Source organism: Pontibacter ruber, assembly GCF_023630205.1.
Lineage (GTDB): Bacteria > Bacteroidota > Bacteroidia > Cytophagales > Hymenobacteraceae > Pontibacter > Pontibacter ruber.
In genome coordinates, this window is the sequence record NZ_JALPRR010000002.1 from 963,811 (window position 1) to 985,938 (window position 22,128).

The window sequence follows — 22,128 nt, forward strand, 5'->3', positions numbered from 1 at the left end:
AGAGACAATGATTGATCCTCTGAAGGGTATAAAAAGGAAAATACTGCAAATGAGAATGAAAGTGATGAAGAGGGAGCTGAAGATCAGGGTGTAGGTGAAGAGGGGAATACCAGAAATCAATAGTGTTAATCTTATAAAGAAACCGACCACAGATTATACTTCTGTGGTCGGTTTCTTTATATACCCTTTGCTGCACAGGAGCCAAAGTATTTTTTATGGTTTGCACACCGCGGTGTATCTTTGTACCAGGTTTAAACATACCCTAAATGCGTAAACAGAAAAAAGTACAGGATTCTTACGTTATCATGACGGAGCTGGTGTTACCGAACGACACCAACACACTGCACAACCTAATGGGCGGCCGTATGATGCATTGGATGGATATTGTGTCTGCCATTGCAGCACAAAAACATTCCAACCGCATTGTAGTAACCGCGTCTGTCGATAACGTTTCCTTCTCGGAAAGTATAAAATTAGGCAATGTGGTAACGCTGGAGGCCAAGGTGACCCGTGCTTTCAATTCCTCTATGGAAGTACACATTGTCGTGTATGCCGAGGATATTCCATCTGGCAAGAAAGTGAAGTCGAACCAGGCGTTTTTCACCTTTGTGGCCGTTGACCAGCTGGGTAACCCGATTGATGTGCCGGAGGCTATACCTGAAACAGAAGAAGAGATCAAATTATACGATGGAGCGCTGCGCCGCCGACAGCTGCGCCTTGTACTTGCCGGCCGTATGAAGCCGAGCGAGGCCAATGAGCTCCGATCTATTTTCGACATCAAAGAGACACAGGAATAAGCGAATAGCATGGGACACTTAGCTGCAGAAGACTTAAATCCGGAATTTCTGAAAAACTTTTTATCGGAAACACTTTACCTGTTACCGGATGAAGAAGTATCTGCTTCTGTTCAGCAAGAAGCTGTGCCTTTGCCAATAGCTGAAGTTGAGGCACCTGCGGTAGAAGTACAACCCGTTACACCTGCGGCCCAGAATGTTCCTGCAGCGGCTGCTATCCCGAAGCTGCCAAAACTGGAAGCTCCTGTTGCAGTCCCGAAAAAGTTCGAAGTGATCGGAGAAAACCAGAAAGGTGTGGTGGTGCTGGTTACTTTACCTGCTGCTGAGTTCCAGGCGCTGCCGCAGCTGCAATTCCTGCAGAAGATTTTGTTCGCGATCGGCCTGACTCCTGCTGATGTGGCGTTTGTAAATAACGTGTCCGGCGCTATTGCCCGTTTTGAAGAACTAGTGAAGGCAACGCAGGTGAACTACATCATCAGCTTCGCCAGCCGCGTTGACACCGATCTGCCACACGATAAATTTACCCTGTACAATCCGGTTGTGGTTGGCCAGGTGCCGATCGTGTTCTCTCAGTCGCTGGCTGTGCTGGACAAAGACCAGGAACATAAAAAGCTCCTATGGAATGCACTCAAGCAGGTATTTCATTAAGCGCTAAAGTATAAGTATAAACAAGAAAGCCCTTCCTGATCAGGAAGGGCTTTCTTGTTATGTATAAGTAAGTATGATTACTTCAGCAGGGAGGCCAGCTTTGCTTCCAGCTCCGCTCCTCTCAGGTTTTTTGCAATGATCTTGCCTTCTTTGTCCAGCAGGATCGTTTGCGGGATAGCATCTACGCCATACAACTGTGCGGCAGCACTTTCCCAACCTTTCAGGTCCGATACGTGCGGCCAGGTCAGCTTGTCGTCTGCAATGGCTTTCACCCACTTCTCTTTCGATTGGTCCAGCGATACACCGAAGATCTCAAAGCCTTTGTCTTTGTACTCGTTGTACATGCGCACCACGTTCGGGTTCTCCTTACGGCATGGTCCGCACCAGCTGGCCCAGAAATCGATCAGCACATACTTGCCACGCAGCGATGACAGCGCAACGCTACCGCCATCCGGGGTTGGCAGGGAAATATCAGGAGCTACTGCGCCTACAGCTGTCGTTCTGAAACCTTTCAGGCGCTCGTTCAGGGCAGTGGTATATTTCGAGTTCGGAAGTTTAGCAGCGTACAGGTTCGCCATGCTGTCGGCAAAAGCAAAGTCTGTCTGCGGGTTAATCAGGTTCAGGGTACCAAAGGCCGAAACAACAGACTCCGGGTGCTGTGCCAGGAACTTCTTCAGATCCTTCTGCATGTTCATGTACTCCTGACGGATGGCTTCTGCTTCCTGGGTTTTGCCTTCCGACATTGCCTGGTTAAATTTCTGTCCCAGTTCCTGCTCCTTCTGGCGCGATTCTGTTACCAGCTTGTTCAGTTGCTGGAACAGCTCCGAATCTTCCGAGCCCTGAATCTTAACAGTACCATTCAGGTCCTTGGCATCGGCCTCTACCTTGATATTGTCGTTTTTGTCCAGCACCAGCATCATTCCGTTCTGCTGGTCCAAACCTACACGGTAGAGCGTTGGCTCCGATACTTTTCCTTCGAATTTAAAGGAGCCTTCCTGCGTGATCTCTGCTGTATCGCGGGCTACAAACTGCTGTTCGCCCAGCTCAAACAAGTATATTTTACCTGGCGTGGCGTTTTGCAATTTGCCCTGTATGGTGTAGGTCTCACCATTGGAAGCAGATTTGTTTCCCTGGCATCCGGCTAAGAGCGCTACCGAAAAAGCCAGTGCTGCAAATTTGTTGTACTTCATATCAGTTCTTTTAGGCGTTTAAGGCATCACGAAGTAATTGATTGGCTACTTTAGGATCTGCCTTTCCCTTCGTTTTCTTCATGATGTCTCCCATAAACATGCCAATCAGTGATTGTTTACCGGCTTTATACTCTGCTACTTTCTGAGGGTTGGCAGCCAGCACTTCCGAAATAATTCCCTGCAGCGAATCGCTGTCCGATTCCTGCATCAGGTTCTGCTCTTCGGCCACCTGGTGGGCAGACATGCCTGGGTACTCCAGCATGTAAGGGAAGATCTTCTTGGCTGCTACCGAGTGGCTCACCTTGTTCTCATCTACCAGCGCAATAAGCTCGGCAATGCTAGCTGGCTGCAACGGGAAATCCTTGATGTGCAGCTGCAGTTCGTTCAGGTACGATTTAACAGGACCCATTACCCAGTTAGAAGCTGCCTTGTAGTTGGTCGTGTGCTTGCACAGCTCCTCAAAGTATAAAGCAACTTCTTTAGCGTCAGTCAGTACGGCAGCATCGTATTCCGGCAGACCAAATTCGCCCACGAAACGCTTGTAGAGCTCCTGTGGCAGGCTTGGCATCTGTGCATGGATCTTGTCAAGCCACTCCTGCTCGATCACCAGCGGTGGTAGGTCCGGCTCCGGGAAGTAACGGTAGTCGTTGAGCGTTTCCTTGGAGCGCATGGCGGTCGTAGTGCCGGTATTGGCATCGAAGTTCCGGGTTTCAGAATCTACCTTGCCTCCGTTCTCGATGATCTCGATCTGACGCTCGATCTCGTGCTCGATGGCGCGCTGCACATTACGGAAGGAGTTCATGTTCTTCACCTCCACTTTGGTACCCCAAAGCGGCGAATCCTTCAGCATCACGGAGATGTTGGCATCGCAGCGCAGCGAACCTTCTTCCATGTTGCCGTCGCAGATATCGAGGTATTTTACCAGGCGTTTGATCTCAGTAAGGTAATTATAAGCCTCTTCCGAATCGCGGATGTCAGGCTCGGACACGATCTCGATCAGCGGCACACCGGCACGGTTGAAGTCAACGAGTGTTTCCGTTTCGCCTGGTAAGTGCATGGATTTACCCGCGTCCTCTTCCATGTGAATGCGGGTGATGCCAATGCGCTTGTCGTTGCCTGCGGCATCCTTCACCACCAGGTGGCCGTTAGTACACACCGGTGTTTTATCCTGCGTTATCTGGTAGCCTTTCGGAAGATCCGGATAGAAATAGTTTTTACGGGCATACAGGTTATAGCGCGTAATATCGCTGTTGGTAGCCAAGCCCATTTTCACGGCCATTTCCACTACATTCTTGTTCACGCGTGGCAGCGTGCCCGGGTGCCCCAGCGTGATTACGCTCAGGTTGGTGTTTGGCATAGCGCCATACTCGGTAGAGTCAGCAGAGTAGGCTTTGCTCTCCGTCAGCAGCTGCGCGTGTACTTCCAGACCAATAATTGCCTGGTATTTATCTCTTATCTCTTTATCCATTGTTTTAATGATTAATGAATAATGATGTAATGACTAAGTATAAATGAAGTTGAGCCATTACTCATTAATCATCATTAATTGTTCATTAACGCCTTTACTAATTCCAATGCCTTGGCTGGTACGGCCTGCAGACCTGCCGTTTCTTTACCGCCTGCTGTTGCATAGAACGGCTGTCCACCGCCACCGCCTTTGATCTCTTTGGCCAGTTCGCGCACCATCTGGCTTGCGTTCAGCTTTTTGTCAGAAACCAGGTTGTCAGAGAGCATCACCGCGATCTGTGGTTTGCCTTCGATCTCAGCAGCAAGTATAAGCACAAGGTTGTCTACTGCCTGGCGCATATCAAATGCCAGTTTTTTCAGGTAATCGGAATTGCTTACGTTCACCTGCTCTGCTACGAAGTTAACTCCATCCAGCGACTGTGCTTTCTGTACAAGGCTTTCCTTCAGGCTGGTCAGCTGCTTCAGTTCAAACTGCTCCAGTTGCTTTTGCAAAGCTTTGTTTTCTTCCTGCAGCTTTTCTACAGCTCCGGATACATTGCTTTGGGTGCCCAGCACTTCGCGCACCGCATTCAGCTCGTTCAGTTGCTGCTGCATAAAGTCTTCAGCGGCAGCGGCTGTCAGGGCCTCAATACGGCGAACACCAGCCGCTACGGAACTTTCTGATATAATCTTAAAGTAACCGATCTCGCCGGTGTTGTACACGTGCGTACCGCCGCAAAGCTCTACAGAGTGCTCCCGGTCAAAGGCAATTACGCGTACAAAGTCGCCATACTTCTCGCCGAACAGCGCCATCGCACCCATACCTTTTGCATCAGCAATCGGAATGTTACGCTGCTCTTCCAACGGTATCGACTGGCGCACGCGCTCGTTTACGATATGCTCTATTTCGCGCAGCTGTGCATCTTCTATCTTGGCAAAGTGCGAGAAGTCGAAGCGGAGCAGTTTCTCGCTTACCAAAGAGCCTTTCTGCTGCACGTGTTCTCCTAAAACTTTTCTTAAAGCAGCATGCAGTAAGTGCGTAGCAGAGTGGTTTTTACGGATCAGGTTACGGCGCTCCACATCGATCTGGCTCCTGAAAGCAGCCTCCGCGTTCTGTGGCAGCTTAGACGTAATATGAAGTATAAGATCGTTCTCTTTCTTTGTATCCAGCACCTCTACCTGTTCGGTATCAGAGATAAGGTAACCGATGTCGCCTACCTGTCCGCCACTTTCGGCATAGAAAGGCGTTTTGTCCAGCACGATATGGTACTCGGTCTTGTTTTTGGTCTTTACCTGGCGGTAACGCACAATATGTGACTCGGTGGTATCCACGTCATAGCCAATAAACTCGTTTACCACGTCCGGCTGAAGTATAACCCAGTCGGTCTGCTCGGAGGCAGAAGCGTTGCGGGAACGGTTTTTTTGCTGCTCCATCTCCACGCCAAAGCCAGCCTCGTCTACCGTTAGGCCTTTCTCACGGGCGATCAGGGCAGTAAGGTCCAGCGGGAAACCGAAGGTGTCGTATAGTTCGAAAGCTGTTTTGCCGTCGATGGTGTTGTTGTTCTCTCTGAATTTTTCTTCCAGGGCATCAAGGCGCTTCAATCCGTTCTCCAGCGTTCTTAAGAAAGCATTCTCTTCCTCTTCGATCACGCGCTGCACAAAGCTCAGCTGTGCTTTGAGTTCAGGGAACACGTTCTCCATCTGGTCGGCTAGTACGGCAGCCAGTTTGTATAGGAACGGTTTCTTGAAGTCCAGGAAAGTAAAGGCGTAACGCACAGCACGACGCAGGATACGTCTAATCACATAACCCGCTTTGTTGTTCGATGGCAGCTGGCCATCGGCAATGGCAAAGGCAATGGCGCGGATGTGGTCAGCCATTACGCGGATAGCGATATCAACTTTCTCGTTCTCGCCATACTTCACACCAGCTTCCTGCGCAATGAACTGGATCAGCGGCTGGAATACGTCGGTATCGTAGTTGGAGCGCTTGCCCTGGATGGCCATGCATAAACGCTCGAAGCCCATACCGGTATCTACGTGCTGGGCAGGCAGTTTTACGAGCGAGCCATCGGCCAGGCGGTTGAACTCCATGAATACGTTGTTCCAGATCTCGACTACCTGCGGGTGGTCGTTGTTCACCAGCGATTTGCCGTCTACCTGCGCTCTTTCTTCTTCAGAGCGTAAGTCCACGTGGATCTCAGAGCACGGACCGCACGGTCCGGTGTCACCCATTTCCCAGAAGTTATCTTTCTTGGTACCCATCAGAATACGATCCTCAGCGATCATGGTCTTCCAGATGTTAAAGGCATCCTGGTCCATCGGCAGGTTGTCTTTTTCATCGCCCTGGAAAACAGAAACATAAAGCCTGTCTTTTGGCAGCCCGTATACTTCTGTCAGCAGCTCCCACGACCAGGTCAGCGCCTCTTTCTTGAAGTAATCGCCAAAAGACCAGTTGCCCAGCATTTCAAACATGGTGTGGTGGTAGGTATCATAGCCTACTTCTTCCAGGTCGTTGTGCTTGCCGCTTACGCGAAGGCATTTCTGGGTGTCGGCAATACGCTTGTAAGGTGCAGGTTTATTGCCCAGAAAGTAATCCTTAAAGGGAGCCATGCCCGAGTTGATAAACATCAACGTTGGGTCATCTTTCACCACAATCGGGGCTGAAGGCACGATCTGGTGCTGCTTGGAAGCAAAGAAGTCGAGAAACTTCTGTCTAATCTCAGCTGAGTTCATGTATGAGTATTAAGACTTTAGATACTATCTGCTATACTTGTTGTTTAATAACAAAAAATATAGAATTTTTGCCTTGCAAAGACACCGTTTCCGGGCGGCTTCTGCCGAGCTTATACTTGGCAAAAGTAGCATATTTTAGCTGTATTCAGTAATACTGGCCCGAAAATCTGTCTGTTTCTGCCCATACTTTAGCGATTACCACATGCCTTATAAAGAAAAAGAAATAGAGAAACAGTATTACACGATCGGCGAAGTAGCCGCCATTTTCGAGGTTGCTCCTTCCCTCATCCGCTTCTGGGAAACAGAATTTGAACAGCTTCGGCCTAAAAAGAGCAAAAAAGGCAACCGCCAGTATACAGCTAAGGATATTGAAAACCTGCGCTCGGTTTATCACCTGGTAAAGGAACGCGGCTTCACGATACAGGGTGCCAAAGAGGTGCTGAAGAATAAATCAGTACAGACGAAGGACAAGATCGACATGATCCAGTCGCTGGAGAAAGTGCGCTCTTTCCTGGTAGGCATCAAAGATCAGCTGAACACCAAAGCCTAGGCTATCGTATTCTGAGGCATGTCTGAAAACAGCCTCTACGAAGTAGCCCTCACTTTTTTGCCAAACGTCGGGACGCAGCTCACGCGCCTCCTGGTTAGCTATTGCGGATCTCCGAAAGAGGTGTTTGCCGCGCCTCCCGGCAAGCTGCTGAAGATACCAGGCATTGGCGATAAACTGGTGCGTAACATTACCGATAATGCACGCCATGCGCTGCTGGAGGCCGAACAGGTGGTGAAACAGGCAGAGGCGCAAGAGGTAAAGCTGCTTTTTTATACTTCGCCGGATTACCCGAACCGCCTGAAGCAGATCGCAGACGCTCCTGTGCTGTTATACTTCCGTGGCAGCGGCAACCTCAACCAGAAACGCATTATTAGCATTGTGGGTACCCGCAAACCCACTGCTTACGGACAGGCTGTGACGGAGCGCATTGTGGAAGGGTTAAAATCTTATAATGTGCTGGTGGTAAGCGGATTGGCCTATGGCGTTGATATTATTTCTCACAGGGCAGCGCTGCAGGCAGGTTTGCCAACTGTTGGCGTGATGGCATCGGGACCAGACATTGTTTACCCGGCCGTGCACCGCAAATATGCCGAGAAAATGCTGGAGCAGGGCGGCCTGCTCACCGAAGGCACGTTTGGCACCAAGCCGGACGCGCCGCGTTTCCCGGCCCGTAACCGCATCATTGCCGGCATGTCTGATTGTACGATTGTGGTAGAAGCTGCTTTTAAAAGCGGCACCCTGATTACCGCCGACATAGCCCATAGTTATGACAAAGAAGTGATGGCTGTACCCGGCAACATCAACTCGCCTGTTTCAGAAGGTACCAACCACCTGATCAAGTCCCTTAAGGCAGCAGTTTATACTTCTCCCCAGGATCTGATCGAGCTGCTAAACTGGGATTTGGAGGAAGAAGCCGCTGCTAAAAAAGCCGCAGCTGCCCCTGCCTTTGATCCGGCTGATTTTACAGCGGATGAATTGAAAGTGCTGATGGTGCTGCAGCAAACCCGCGAAGAGCACATGGACAACCTGAGCTGGAAAGCACAGTTGTCGGTAAGCCTGCTGGCTTCTGTTCTGCTGGGGCTTGAGTTTAAAGGTATGGTGAAAGCCTTGCCCGGTAAACGCTTTATGCTAATCGGATAAGAGTTCTGAGTCTCGGGTTCTGAGTTTTATCAGGTTAGTGCCGAAGAGTAGCAGCGTATTATTTTAATTGAGTTCTTCTTTGAGTTTAATTCGTAATTCTTCATTCGTAATTCGTAATTATAAAAGGTGCACCTGCTTTACAACGGACATATCATACTGGAAGATGAGCTGCAGCTGCCGCTTAGCAACAGGGCGTTTCAGTACAACGACGGCTTCTTCGAAACATTGATGATGCGAAATGGTAAGTTGCTGTTCTGGCAGGACCATGTGGCCCGTATGAAGGAAGCGGCTAAAGTCCTTAAATTAGAATTACCCCCTTTGTTTTCGCAGGCAGGCCTGGAAGAAGAACTTCAGACACTAGCCCATTGCAACAACACAAGTGAGTATGGGCGCATCAAGCTGAAAGTATGGCGGGCTGGCGGCGGTCTTTACACCCCTGAAACAAATGCAGTGGATTGGTATGCTACCGTCATTCCGGCTGCGCCTGTAGCCACAGAACCTTTGCAAATCGGTATCTGCAAGAATGTGCGTACCATACCTTCCTCCCTCTCCCATTTTAAAGGGCCTAATGCGCTGCTTTACGTTTTAGCTGGTATAGAAAAACAGGAACGCCAGTTTAATGACATGCTGCTGCTCGATCAGCAGGACAACGTGTCGGAGCTTATCTCCTCTAACATCTTTTGGATCAAAGATGCTATACTTTATACTCCTGCCCTCACTGCAGGCTGTGTGAATGGCATTGTGCGCCGCAATATCCTGCGCTGGTGCCAGGCTCAACGCATAAATCTTCAGGAAGGTAAGTATAGTAAAGACAGTCTCCTGCAGGCAGACACTGTCTTCTGTTCAAACGTGACGGGAGTCAGACCTATTGCTGCTGTTGAGGATGTTAAGTTTGAGCCAGTGCATCCGTTACTGACACAACTGCAGCAGCACTGTTTCCCATCAGAAGTATAGCTTATGGATTTTATCCATACTACAGATCCTAGCAAAGATAAAGGTTGCCCTGGATACAGAGCAGCCTTTTTAGGAAGTATAACAAGTGTAGTTTAAATGCTGAGATTCAGGCCTACAGAGAAGGTGCGTGGCTGTGGGTATTGTCCTCGGTCAATTCCACCTGTTACTTCAGGGTCCTGACCTTTATACTTAGTGATTACAAAAGCATTCTGAACAGTAGCATTCAGTTTAAGTGCAGCACGATCGCGCCAGATATTGCCAACGTTATAACCTAGCTGAAGGTACTCAAGGCGAGCAAAGGATGCTTTTTCAAGAAAGTAGTTCGAGTGCAGTTGCGGTATATTAAACCCGCTTTCTGTATACTTGCCGGAAATATTTTCCATGTAACCTCCATTAGAGGCCATGTAAAGTGCATTTCGGTAAGCTTCTGCATAGTTGAATACATTGTTGCCTAATGAGCCTCTCAATAAAAAGTCAGCACTTAATTTTCTATAGTTTATTTCAGAATTCAGACCGAATACTAAAGAAGGATCAACCGTTCTCATTACCTGTTTTTCGTCATAGCCTCTGACATCTTTTTTATAGCCCTTCTCTATTGGCTTACCATGAGAATCGTACAACTGCTCATATAGGTAAAAAGAGTTTATCGGCTTGCCAGGGCTTAACACCAATTCATCACCATAATGATAAAGTTGTGAACCTTTCCTAAAGTCTGATACTTCTGATTTTAGGTAATTTAAATTAGTACCAATACTCCAATTCAGATCTGGTCTTGAAATAAGTTGGTAGCGCAGGTTTGTCTCTAATCCGGAAGTTAGAAAGCCGCCGTTGTTAGCCTTAAGCGTATTGGAGTTCGGGAAACCATTAATAGGTGGCAAGGTTATTATGATTAACATATCCTTTGTACTGGTTCTATAGTAATTTAAATCTCCGGATAGCCTATTGCCCCGGATGCCCCAGGTTAAACCTGCGTTCCACTTATTAGTTCTCTCAACCTTTAGTTCGCTGTTAAACATTGAAGTCATCACAAGCGAGCTATTATCCGGTTTGCCATAGCTGCTGTAGTTGGCGTATAGTTTGAGCTGTGATAGATTAGATTTACCAGCCAGAAAAGACTCCTTTAGCAAGTTCCAGGAAACGCCTCCTGAGCCCATCACGAACGTACGGTCTGTAGCAGGCAATAAAGAGCTTTGTTCTCTCGTCAGGGCTGCTTCCAACAGGTACTTGCCTTTTACAGAAAAAGCAGCTTGACCGAATACAGAAGTATAGTTGTTGCTGATCATGTAGTAGAATTCACTAAAGCTACCACGGCCGGAAGAGCTAAGGTTGTATTGCTCCTGTTCATGATCTTTAACCGATGCCCCCAGCACCACCTGTAGTTTGCTTTGTAACATCCCAAGCGGCTGATCCAGCGAAAGAAAGGCTTCTTTCTTCTTCCAGTTTATACTTCTGTCACGTGTTTGCAACCAACCCTTCAGCCAAGCTACAGATGCCATTTCAGCAGGACGCTGTAAGGTGAAATCGTTTTGCTGATCCTGAAAGGCATAACGGATATTGACGCTCAGTGAAGGCAGGAAATGTAGCTTATACTGCAGGTGTACCTGCCCCAAAAGGTTGCTAGTTTCATCTTCGTGCAAGCCTTGTTCCAGCAGGCTTAGGGGGTTAGTTGTGGCGTTATCATTGGGCTCTCCGTTTGGTCTCAGATACGTAAAATAGCCACCATACCTGTTATCCTGGTAAACAGGTTGTGTAGGATCAAAAGCCCAGGCCTGAGTAATGGCATATTTATCTGCGATACGGGTATACTCGTCTGCTTTTCGCAAGTATACATTCAGGCGCAGGTGATCCTGCAAAAAGCTTGGGTTTAGCGACAGTGCCAGCGAGTTGCGTTTCGCCTGTGAGGTTTTCAGGATGCCATTCTGGTTCAGATAACCATAAGATACGCGGAAAGGTACAGCTTTAAAAAGTGCCCCACTCAGGCTTAGGTTCTGGTCGTGGCTGAAGGCGTTGCGGAAGATCACGTCCTGCCAATCGGTGTCATACTTGCCAAGCAAATGCTCCTGTTCCGGAAAATCTCTCTGCACCATCTCCCGAAACTCACCTGAAGATAAGACATCTGCTTTTTTGCGAAGTACCGATATACCTGCTGTAGTGGTGTAGTCGAGCTTTAGGTTAGAAGTCTTATTTGCCTGCTTCGTTGTTATGAGCAGTACGCCATTAGCTGCCCTTCCGCCATAAATAGCCATTGAAGCAGCGTCCTTCAACAGCGTTATAGTAGCAATGTCGTTAGGATTAAGGAAGCTGAAGGAACTGTTATGATCCGAGGCCGACGTGGGCTCCAGCGGCACACCATCGAGCACTACCAAGGGTGCAATACTACCGAAAATAGATGTGCCGGATCGAAGGATCATCTGAGCGCCTGCTCCCGGTGCGCCTGCGTTCGGAATAACCCGAAGCCCTGCCACCTGCCCAGCAAGTAGTTGCTCTGTTGTTGAGATCAAGCCTTTGTTCAGGTTTTCGGGCTTTAGCTGCATGGTGTTCTCTGTAATCTCTGTAAGAAGTCTTCTGCCATAGCCTGTTTGCAAGGTATCTACTGGAGGCTGGGCAAAAGCTGTAAAAGAGACAAGAGCAAAGCTAAAAGCGGCAACTCCTGAACGAACGGAACCGTTTTTGGAGCGTAAAAATTGTTTCAAATTATAAGGGCTAAAAGGTGTGGTAAATTCGGCTTCTAAAATACTGTAATTTTTTAAGGACGAAAATAGAAACAGCCAAGCAGTTCATTTTATCTACTTCATAAAATACTAAACCTAGCACCTCATCCCCTACCATTATTAAGTGGCTTACCCTCTCCTGCTCTGGTACATACGGATTGCACTAAACCTTCTGTGTTTTCAAATAAAAAAGTAAGTGGTAACATCGGCTGTGCAACATTAAAGTGCAAAAGCAAATATTTTTAATAGTATTTATAAAGTTCTTTATTAAAGCATATTTTGTTGTGAATCAGTTATATAACAATATTTGAATTTTGAAGTATAACCTTTACCTTACCAGGCTCCTATTGATAAAGTAAAATGTTTAGTGCCAAATTTTGAAGCTCTTTTCTAGCTATAGATAGTACTTATTTCTCACCTTAAACTTTTTACACTTTATGAAACACCTTTACATTGTGGGCTCGCTCCTGGCGAGTAGCTTGTTGTTTGCGCCTGCGGCGAATGCGCAGTCTCAGGACAACGTGCGGCAGCGAATCGAGGCTGCAGACGGTACGCCGGCGTTTATCGCTTTCAAAACGAATGCCGAGGCTTACCGTGCTGAGCAGGCCTTGCAGATCTTAAAAACCCACCTGAACCTGTCGCAGGATGATGACATGAGGCAGGCTAAAACTGAAAATGATGCCTTGGGATTCATGCATCAGCGCTTCGAACAGTATTACAAAGGCATCAAAGTGGAGCACGGTACCTACATGGTGCACAGCAAAAATGGTGTTGTGGAGTCTATCAACGGGGAGTTCAAAAAACTCAAAGACGTAAGCACGCAGGCTGCTTTGTCGGAAGGTGCTGCTTTGGGCAAAGCCTTATCCTTTATCAGGGCCAAAACTTATATGTGGCAGTTGCCTGATCAGGAAGCCTGGATTAAAGAACTGAAGAACGACCGCAAAGCTACTTTTTACCCGAAAGGTGAACTGGTGATCGTGAACAATTACCTGTCACGCGACAAGGACAAGATCGGGCAGCCTGTACTTGCCTGGAAGTTTGATGTGTACGCACAGGCCCCGCTTAGCCGTGATTATGTGTATGTAGATGCCCGTACTGGCGAGGTGGTTTTCAAAGATGCGATCATCAAGCATGCTGCTGCAACAGCCTCAGCTGCTACCCGCTACAGCGGTACCATCAGTACAACCACTGACAGCTACAGCGGAACGTACCGCCTGCGCGACTACACCCGTGGCACTGGTATCGAAACCTACAACTGCAAGACCGGTACCAGCTATACGGCAGCCGTAGATTTTACCGATGCAGATAACAACTGGACAGCTGCAGAGTTTAACAACACGGCCAAAGACAACGCCGCGCTGGATGCGCATTGGGCTGCCCAGATGACCTACGATTACTTCAAAGGCAAGCACAACCGTAACAGCTACGACAACGCAGGAGCTAAAATCAAAAGTTATGTGCACTACGACGTGAACTACGAGAATGCTTTCTGGAATGGCTCTGTAATGACGTATGGCGATGGTGCCACGCGTTTTGATGCCCTGACCAGCCTGGATGTGGGAGCGCACGAAATTGGTCATGCGGTTTGTTCCAGCACCGCCAACCTGGTGTACAGCAACGAGTCCGGTGCCATGAACGAAGGCTTCTCGGATATCTGGGCAGCTGCCGTAGAGCAGTATGCCGCGCCAACCAAATCTACGTGGCTTATTGGCGAGGATATTGACAACCAGCGTCCTTCGCTCCGCTCTATGAGCGACCCGAATGCCGAAGGACAGCCTGATACCTACAAAGGTACAAACTGGTACACCGGCACCGGCGATAACGGTGGCGTGCATACTAACAGCGGCGTACTGAATCACTGGTTCTATATCCTGTCGGTAGGCAAATCGGGCACCAACGACATTGGCGTAAGCTTCAATGTAACAGGTATTGGCATTACGGATGCAGCCAAAATCGCTTACCGTATGGAATCAGTATACTTAACCTCCAACTCAGTGTATGCCGATGCGCGTACGTATGCCATCCAGTCTGCGACCGACCTGTTCGGAGCTGGTTCTAACCAGGTAATCCAGACAACCAATGCCTGGAATGCAGTAGGTGTTGGCGGTAAGTATGGCGAGATATCGTACTGTGCTTCCAAAGGAAATAACGCTGCTTCTGAGTGGATTGCCGGCGTTAAAATCGGAAGCTTTACCAAAACTTCAGGGGCGGCAGGCTATTCGGACTTTACCGCGACAACGGTTACAATGGCCGCAGGCAGCTCGAATGCGATCACGCTGACGCCGGGTTTTGCAAGCTCTTCTTACAACGAGTACTGGAAGATCTGGATCGACTACAACAAAGACGGTGACTTTGATGATGCCGGTGAACTTGCCTTTGACGCCGGAGCACTTAGCAAAACGGCTGTTTCAGGTAACATCACCATTCCTGCTACTGCTACCGGTTCAACGCGCATGCGTGTATCCATGAAGTATAATGCGGCACAGACTGCCTGCGAAACCTTCAGCTACGGTGAGGTGGAAGATTATACCATCAGCTTCTCGGGTGCTGCTGCTACCTGTGCTGTGCCTGCTGGTTTAGCCTCTTCTAACATTGGCGCTACTTCAGCTACGTTATCATGGGGTGCTGTTTCAGGAGCTGCAAGCTACAACGTACGCTTCAGACCGGTTGGTGCCACTACCTGGACTACCAGCAGCGCTACAGGTACTTCGTACAACGCGACAGGCCTTACTGCAAGCACGCAGTATGAATTCCAGGTGAGCACGGTTTGCTCCGGCAGCAGCTCTGCCTACTCTTCGTCAGCTACCTTTACAACAACAGCGGCTACTACAGTTAGCTACTGTACTTCTAAAGGAAGCAACTCGAGCTACGAGTGGATCGATCTGGTGCAGTTTGCAGGCATAAACAACACCTCAGGCAACGATGGCGGCTACAAGGATAATACCAGCCTGACAGCAAGCGTGGCACGTGGCAGCAGCAACACCATCTACTTCAGTACCGGTTTCTCAGGCACTGCTTATACCGAGTACTGGAAAGTATGGATCGACTTTAACCAGGATGGTGACTTTGATGATGCGGGTGAGCAGGTAGTGAGCGGTTCTTCTTCAAGCAGCGGCACACTGAGCTCTACAGTTGCTGTACCGTCTACTGCCCTTCTGGGTAAAACGCGCATGCGTGTATCGATGAAGTATAATGCTGCGCAGACCTCCTGCGAAACCTTCAGCTACGGCGAAGTAGAAGATTACAGCGTAAACATTGGTAGCGCCTTAACAGCAGTTGCTTCCAGCAACGTGGTGACTTCTGAAACGCTGGGTGATGCAGCTGGCCAGGACGTGATGGTATACCCTAACCCGGCAAGCTCTTACGTACGCATTAACGCTTCTGCTAAGAATGCAGTAGTGAGAGTGCTTAGCATAACAGGTGCTGAAATGATGCGCGTAACAATGAAAGACAACGCACAGCAACTGGATGTATCTAAACTGCCTGCTGGTATTTACATGATCAGCATCCACGATGGGCAGAAAGAAATGCACCAGAAACTTGTAAAAGAATAGACTTGTAATCTATAGCAAAAAGCCCGGTCAGGTATGTTGACCGGGCTTTTTTATTTTTTTGATAATTCCCGTGGTTGGTTGAATGTATAAAGTGGCAAAGTATTCTATTTTGCTGCGGTTTACCTTTTTGCAGCACTCCGCCTTAAAAAACGCAGGTGGATGAGCAGTGCCAGAACAGATAAGACTAGCCCGATGCCTACCACACCGTTCCATTTCCAGAGTTGCCAGGCCTGGCTGGCTAAATAAGTACCTGTTGCACCTCCAATAAAGTATGTAACCATATACACCGTGTTCAGGCGGTTGCGTGCTTCTGGGTTCAGCGAAAAGATTAGCGTTTGGTTGGAGATGTGCGTGGCCTGCACGCCAAGGTCCATTAGGATCACACCAATTACAAGACCGATCATACTGTGGCTTGAAAGGCCGAATACTATATAAGACACCACGATCAGAAGTATGGTAATGGTGGTAATTCTAAAGGAATCTCCTTTATCGGTCAGTCGGCCCATAAAGGATGCAGCCAGTGCGCCAAATGCCCCTATCAATCCGAACGCTCCTGCTACATCGCTGCCGGCATTGAACTGCGGCTCTTCGAGCAGGAAAACAAGGGTTGTCCAGAAAGCTCCGAAACAGGCATAGCACAACGCTCCCCGAATTGAGGCCAAACGCAGCAAAGGCTCTTCCTTTGTAAGATGGATCAAGGATTTCATCAGGTTTTTATAGCTGCCTTTGTAGCTGGGGTGCACTTCGGGCAGCAGGAAGTATAACGCCAGCCAAAGTATAGCCATTATACCGGCTGCAATAATAAACATGGCACGCCAACCCAGGTGCGCACCTACAAACCCGCTCACAGTACGGGATAATAAAATTCCGATCAGCAGGCCACTCATTACAAAGCCTACGGTGCGGCCCCGCTCTTCGGGTTTTGCCAGGTGTGCCGCCATGGGTACGAGCAGTTGCGGAACTACGGAGGTCGCTCCAATCAGGAAGCTGGCAATTAAAAGCAGTTGTATGTTCGGAGCAAAAGCGGCAAGCAGCAGTGCGGCAATGATGAGTATAAAATCCAGCATGATGAGCCTTTTGCGCCGGAACATGTCCCCGAGCGGGATGATAAAGAACATGCCCACCGTATACCCGATCTGGGTAAGCATGGAAATGGAGCCTGCTTTTGCTTCGGTAGTGCCTAGATCAGCAGAAATTTCGCCCAGCAAAGGCTGGTTATAGTATAAATTGGCCACCACCATGCCGGTCGCAATGGTCATCACCCAAAGGTTTAACCGGGTAAGTTGTGGCTGTTGTGCAGCGGATGTTGTATGATGCATGCTAAGTAATTACTGTCAAAAGAAAATGTACAGATGCAGCAAAGGTACGCATCTGTTCTGGTTGTGTCTGGCTTGGATCAACTTATCAGAGAGTTGCTTTGCCGTAAAAAATAAAAGCACAGGCAATTGGCCTGTGCTTTTATACTTTTATAGATTTTTTTACTGATTCGGATACCAGTTCCGCTGGCGAACCTCTATCTTCTTGTTCTTGGCATTTACCTGTTTTTTGAAGGATTCCACATCACTTAAACCGTTCTGCCCGCGGTAGTGGTACGGATAAACGACTTTGGGTTTAAAGGCCAGCACACCGCTTGCAGCCTGGTCAACATCCATGGTATAGGGCAGGTTCATGCTGACAAAAGCCACATCGATATTTTTAAGTGCCCGCATTTCAGGAACATCTTCTGTATCGCCGGAGATGTAAATGTGCTTGCCGCCCAGGTTCAGCACATACCCGTTGCCCCTGCCCCTGGGGTGTTTGGAGTCTGCCGTTTCCGGGAGGTTATACATCGGCACAGCGGCGATGGCTATCCCTGATTGGGTGGTGCTCTGCCCGTTTGCAAGTATAACCAGTTGTTGTTTATACTTTTCCGGAAGCTGATCTGCAACAGCCTTGGGCACTACCATCTTAACCCCATTGGTTTCCAGCGAGTCAAGTGTTTTCAGGTCCAGGTGGTCCGGGTGGATGTCTGTGATAAGAACAAGGTCCGGCTTGGAAAGGCCGTTGTACAGCTTAGCCCCTCCGTAGGGGTCCACGTAGATAGTTTTGCCGTTCCAGGTCAGCACCAATGACCCGTGTGTGACAGGCTGAACTGTAAGCATCCCGCTGTCGGTTTTGATCTGATCTGGGGCAGCTACCTGCTGCGCTCTTGTCTGTAGCAGTGCCAGGCAGCAAACAAATGCAAGTATGATTTTCAATTTCATAGTAGATAAAGTTATGGGTTGAAGCTAGTAAACAGTAGTACGGAATTTTAGTTTAACTTTTTGACTTCAGCCCGCAAGCAAACCGGTGCAGATCAGGTTTGCATTCTAATTGAGTTTGTTCTCTTCCGACTAACTAGTCAGGCGAGCTAATGCTTTTTACCCTGTAAATGTTGACGGTATCGATGGGAGCTATCGACAAGGCCAGGGCGCAACCAGGTAATCCGAAGTATAAAAAGAAGCAAACAGACCTGTAGAAAAGTAGGTAAGTGGAGTAGCGGGAGGAACGATCCTCTGCACTTCTTCTAACGCAAGCTTTTCGTTGACTACCTGCAGCGGAATGTGCTTAGGCGCAACAATGTAATCGTTCACTCTTACCCTGGAGGAATCTGTTTCATACTCCTGCATGCCGGCATCTTTGCTATACCACTGCCACCCCCAGTGCCCTGCTGACCAAACCGTGACATTTGCCGGAAGCTTGCTTTTTACCTCATAAGGCATTTGTCTGTAAAAGTCTGCATACACCCAATCGGATATGCCCAGCAATATGCCCAAAGCAGCAGTTACACCGCAACCGGTGCCTTGATGGCAGGATGCGGATTATAGTTCAGCAGTTCAAAATCTTCGAACCGGAAGCCGAAAATGTCTTTCACATCAGAGTTCAGCTTCATGACCGGCAGCTCGCGTGGCTCGCGGGTTAACTGCAGCCTTGCCTGCTCCAGGTGGTTAGTATAGAGGTGCGTGTCGCCGCCGGTCCAGATAAACTCTCCCGGCTCCAGTCCAGTAACCTGTGCCATCATCAGCACAAGCAAAGCATAGGACGTAATATTGAACGGAACACCTAGGAACACGTCCGCAGAACGCTGGTACAACTGGCAGGATAGTTTGCCCTCGGCAACATAAAACTGGAAAAAGGCATGGCAGGGCGGCAGCTTCATGTGCTCGATCTCGGCAACGTTCCAGGCACTCACAATAATGCGTCGGGAATCGGGGTTGTTTTTAAGCTGATTTACTACCTGCGTGATCTGGTCGATGTGGCGGCCATCCGGTGTTGGCCAATTACGCCACTGCGAGCCATACACAGGCCCCAGGTTGCCATGCTCATCCGCCCACTCGTCCCAGATCGATACGCCGTTCTCTTTGAGGTAGGCAATGTTGGTATCGCCTTTCAGGAACCACAATAACTCATGAATGATCGACTTGAGGTGCACTTTTTTGGTTGTTACCAACGGAAAGCCATCTGCCAGGTTGAAGCGCATCTGGTATCCGAAAATACTTAAAGTGCCCGTTCCTGTTCTGTCTTCCTTCTTCACCCCGTTGTCGAGGATGTGCTGCATCAGGTCTAAATATTGCTTCATGGTTGTGTAGGTATAAACGGAAGCTTAAATATAGGCAGAAATCTCTTTACATGTAGTAGCCTAAAAAGTATAAAGGCCACCTGTTGCAGCAAGCGGCCTTTATACTTTAAGGAGCTAATGGATTATTGCTGTGCTTTTGTCTCTTTGGCAGCCTCTGTTTTAGGCGCATCTTTTTTGGCACAGCAGGATTTGCCAGCCATACCTGCAGAAGCAGTAGCAGCGGTAGTTTCTGTGCTATGGCAACTTTCTGCCTTTGCCGTAGCTTTCTTTCCTTTTTTAGCCTTGGAGTCTTTGTTTGTGTGCTCCATTTTACACTTGCCGCCTTCGCAGGCAAGAACTGGCGTTGCAATGCCGGCAGCTACAAAGCCAGCCAGGGCTAATGTCAGTACATATTTCTTCATGGGATTCAGGTTAAATTATTGAACAAAAAAGCATACGTATAGTTGTTCTGACAGTAAAGATAACATCTACAGGCAATGCCTGAAATGACAATAATCATTTTACTCCCTTGAATTACAAAAAATACAGTTACCTGGTGCTGCTGCTCATTGCAGTGCTTACTGTCGCGAGCGTGTACTTTGTAGCACGGCTGCGCTTTGACTATAATTTCGATAACTTCTTCCCGAAAGGCGATCCGGACCTGGAGTATTACTTTACTTACCGTGCTAAGTTCGGTAACGACAACGACTACCTGCTGATCGGGCTGGAAAACAATAAAGGGATTTTTGACCGGACATTCCTGACGCGGGTAGACAGCCTCACCCGCTTTTTGCAGCGACAGCCCCATGTAGAGAACGTGCTCTCCCCTACTACTGTGAAGAATCCTGTGATAGAGCAGTTTGGCTACTTTGAGATACCCTACCTGCACGTAAGCGAGCCGGAACGTTATTCGCAGGACTCCGCTAACATCTACAACACCCGTGAGTTGATCGGCACCCTTTTTTCAGAAGATGCCAGGTCTGTATCGCTGTTCGTGCAAACGACCGATGACCTGGCCAAAGGCCCCAGCGACACGCTGATAGCCGCACTGTACGATAAATTGGCAGAGCTGCAACTGACGGATCATCACATTGCCGGCAAAGCACTCGCGCAGTCTGTTTTTATCGAGAAGATGAAGGTAGAGCTGGCTATTTTCATGTCTGCTTCTATCCTGCTGGTCGTCTTTTTTCTCTGGATCACTTTCCGCACGGCGTGGGGCGTGCTGGTGCCGCTGGTGGTTGTGTTGCTGTCGGTGTTGTGGGGTTTGGGTGTAATGGGGTTGTTCAACAAGCCTATCGACGTGATGACGGTGCTGCTGCCTACGATCATGTTCGTGGTAGGCATGTCAGATGTGATCCACATTCTGACGCGCTACGTTACGGAGGTGAGCCAAGGAACAGAAAAGCTCCGGGCACTTAAGGTAACCTTGCGTGAAGTAGGAATGGCAACCTTTCTTACCTCGCTTACCACGGCTGTAGGCTTTCTTACGCTGCTTACCACAGCCATTGTGCCTATCCGCAACTTTGGTCTCTATACTGCCATCGCCATCGCATTGGCGTATGTACTGGCATTTACCGTATTGCCTGCCATCCTGCTGCTCATCAAAAGACCCAACCCAGTGCGGGCAAGGCGGGTAGATCTGAACTGGCCGATTTTGCTTCGCCGTATGCTGCGCTTTATACTTCGGAACCCCAAAGCCATACTTGGGTCCAGTGCCGCCATCGTTATACTTTCGCTCGTTGGCATTAGCCAGATACGGGTAGATACTACCCTGCTGGAAGACCTCGGCGATAAGGACCCGATCGTGCTGGACTTTCGGTATTTTGAAGAGCATTTCTCTGGCGTTCGTCCGTTTGAAATGCACCTGGTCGCGGCACCTGGCTACAGTATGTATGATAAGGAAGTGCTGCAGGAAATCGAAAAAATAGAGCAATACCTGTACTCCAGCTATGGACTGAATTTCATCTCTTCGCCTGCTACGGTGGTTAAAACGCTGAGTCGTGCGCAGAACGGAGGCTTGCAGGATTATTTTATACTTCCTGTTAGCGAACGTGAGCTACAGCAGGTGACCCGAAGGCTGCAGGCGTTGAGAAAACGGAGTGAATTGCGGGCCGTGGTAACTACAGACCAGCGGGAAGGGCGCCTGACAGGCAAGATGTCGGACATAGGCAGTGCCCGGGCCTCCATTCTCAACGACTCGCTCCGCACCTTCATTCATCGGAATATAAACCCCGATATCCTGCAGACACGCCTTACCGGAAGCGCCATGCTGCTCGATAAGAACAACGAGTATGTAACCAACAACATGATGCAGGGCCTGCTGATTGCCTTTCTTGTTATCGCTGTTATTGTCGGCCTGATCTATAGGTCTGTGCCTATGGTCATCATCTCATTAATCCCCAACATCATCCCGCTGCTCATGATCGGCGGAATCATTGGCTTTATGGGCATTAACCTGAATGTTTCCATCTCCATCATTTTCACCATTGCCTTTGGCATAGCCGTAGACGACACCATCCACTTCCTCAGCAAACTAAAGCTGGAGTTGATGAAAGGTAAATCGCTCCCCTACGCTGTGAAACGTACCTTTATATCCACCGGAAAGGCCATCATCATTACTTCCTGCATATTGGTGGGCGGCTTTCTTACACTTGTCTTCTCTACTTTCGATGCCACGTTTTATGTAGGTGTGTTTATAAGCATCACGCTGTTGTTTGCCGTCATAGCCGACCTCTACCTGCTGCCCGTCCTGATCCTGTTGTTTTACAGGCGGGGCAAAAAATAAATGGCGGCTAATCCAATAAGGTTGGCCATATTTGCGTGTTGTTTTA

16 protein-coding genes are annotated in these 22,128 nt (G+C 48.7%); 7 read left to right on the forward strand and 9 right to left on the reverse strand.

All coding sequences use genetic code 11. The annotated features are described in order from the left end of the window. Positions 1–266 precede the first annotated feature (266 nt). On the forward strand, positions 267–797 hold the full coding sequence (locus MJ611_RS11000; protein ID WP_250429818.1) for an acyl-CoA thioesterase: 531 nt from the start codon (positions 267–269) through the stop codon (positions 795–797). A gap of 9 nt (positions 798–806) precedes the next feature. After that, positions 807–1,442, forward strand: a complete 636-nt coding sequence (locus MJ611_RS11005) for a hypothetical protein (RefSeq protein ID WP_250429819.1) — start codon at positions 807–809, stop codon at positions 1,440–1,442. 77 nt (positions 1,443–1,519) lie between these two features. On the opposite strand, the gene MJ611_RS11010 is transcribed toward MJ611_RS11005, so the two are convergent. The 3 genes from MJ611_RS11010 to alaS form a co-directional block, all read right to left on the reverse strand. Next, positions 1,520–2,632, reverse strand: a complete 1,113-nt coding sequence (locus MJ611_RS11010) for a TlpA disulfide reductase family protein (protein ID WP_250429820.1) — start codon at positions 2,630–2,632, stop codon at positions 1,520–1,522. Positions 2,633–2,642: 10 nt separating this feature from the next. After that, on the reverse strand, positions 2,643–4,100 hold the full coding sequence (gatB, locus tag MJ611_RS11015; protein WP_250429821.1) for an Asp-tRNA(Asn)/Glu-tRNA(Gln) amidotransferase subunit GatB: 1,458 nt from the start codon (positions 4,098–4,100) through the stop codon (positions 2,643–2,645). A gap of 74 nt (positions 4,101–4,174) precedes the next feature. Further along, positions 4,175–6,811 carry an alanine--tRNA ligase gene (gene alaS / locus MJ611_RS11020; protein WP_250429822.1) on the reverse strand — a complete coding sequence of 879 codons (2,637 nt, stop codon included), beginning with the start codon at positions 6,809–6,811 and terminating at the stop codon, positions 4,175–4,177. Between the two features lie 202 nt (positions 6,812–7,013). Between alaS and MJ611_RS11025 the strand changes: the two genes are divergently transcribed. The 3 genes from MJ611_RS11025 to MJ611_RS11035 all read left to right on the forward strand — a co-directional run bounded on the left by MJ611_RS11025 (position 7,014) and on the right by MJ611_RS11035 (position 9,455). Further along, on the forward strand, positions 7,014–7,361 hold the full coding sequence (locus tag MJ611_RS11025) for a MerR family transcriptional regulator (RefSeq protein ID WP_250429823.1): 348 nt from the start codon (positions 7,014–7,016) through the stop codon (positions 7,359–7,361). 18 nt (positions 7,362–7,379) lie between these two features. Beyond that, complete coding sequence (gene dprA / locus MJ611_RS11030; RefSeq protein WP_250429824.1) at positions 7,380–8,501, forward strand: DNA-processing protein DprA; 1,122 nt, start codon at positions 7,380–7,382, stop codon at positions 8,499–8,501. A gap of 126 nt (positions 8,502–8,627) precedes the next feature. Continuing rightward, entirely contained in the window at positions 8,628–9,455 is an 828-nt protein-coding gene (locus MJ611_RS11035) for an aminotransferase class IV (protein ID WP_250429825.1), read from the forward strand. Positions 9,456–9,547: 92 nt separating this feature from the next. Here MJ611_RS11035 and MJ611_RS11040 read toward each other — a convergent pair whose 3' ends face one another. After that, positions 9,548–12,148: a SusC/RagA family TonB-linked outer membrane protein gene (locus MJ611_RS11040; RefSeq protein WP_250429826.1), complete on the reverse strand. Its 2,601-nt coding sequence runs from the start codon at positions 12,146–12,148 to the stop codon at positions 9,548–9,550. 455 nt (positions 12,149–12,603) lie between these two features. Between MJ611_RS11040 and MJ611_RS11045 the strand changes: the two genes are divergently transcribed. After that, positions 12,604–15,720, forward strand: coding sequence for a M4 family metallopeptidase (locus MJ611_RS11045; protein WP_250429827.1), 3,117 nt, complete (start codon positions 12,604–12,606; stop codon positions 15,718–15,720). Between the two features lie 119 nt (positions 15,721–15,839). On the opposite strand, the gene MJ611_RS11050 is transcribed toward MJ611_RS11045, so the two are convergent. The 5 genes from MJ611_RS11050 to MJ611_RS11070 form a co-directional block, all read right to left on the reverse strand. Next, the gene (locus tag MJ611_RS11050; protein WP_250429828.1) at positions 15,840–17,039 is read right to left on the reverse strand and encodes an MFS transporter; all 1,200 of its coding nucleotides are present in this window, start codon (positions 17,037–17,039) and stop codon (positions 15,840–15,842) included. A 159-nt stretch (positions 17,040–17,198) separates the two neighbouring features. Then, positions 17,199–17,963: an MBL fold metallo-hydrolase gene (locus MJ611_RS11055; RefSeq protein ID WP_250429829.1), complete on the reverse strand. Its 765-nt coding sequence runs from the start codon at positions 17,961–17,963 to the stop codon at positions 17,199–17,201. 189 nt (positions 17,964–18,152) lie between these two features. Beyond that, positions 18,153–18,515, reverse strand: coding sequence for a hypothetical protein (locus MJ611_RS11060; protein WP_250429830.1), 363 nt, complete (start codon positions 18,513–18,515; stop codon positions 18,153–18,155). Between the two features lie 8 nt (positions 18,516–18,523). After that, positions 18,524–19,318 carry a thymidylate synthase gene (locus MJ611_RS11065; RefSeq protein ID WP_250429831.1) on the reverse strand — a complete coding sequence of 265 codons (795 nt, stop codon included), beginning with the start codon at positions 19,316–19,318 and terminating at the stop codon, positions 18,524–18,526. Positions 19,319–19,440: 122 nt separating this feature from the next. After that, the gene (locus tag MJ611_RS11070) at positions 19,441–19,719 is read right to left on the reverse strand and encodes a hypothetical protein (RefSeq protein ID WP_250429832.1); all 279 of its coding nucleotides are present in this window, start codon (positions 19,717–19,719) and stop codon (positions 19,441–19,443) included. 107 nt (positions 19,720–19,826) lie between these two features. Here MJ611_RS11070 and MJ611_RS11075 point away from each other — a divergent pair, with 107 nt between their 5' ends. Then, a complete protein-coding gene (locus tag MJ611_RS11075) occupies positions 19,827–22,082 on the forward strand; it encodes an efflux RND transporter permease subunit (RefSeq protein ID WP_250429833.1) in 2,256 nt (751 codons plus the stop codon). The last annotated feature ends 46 nt before the right edge of the window (positions 22,083–22,128 follow it).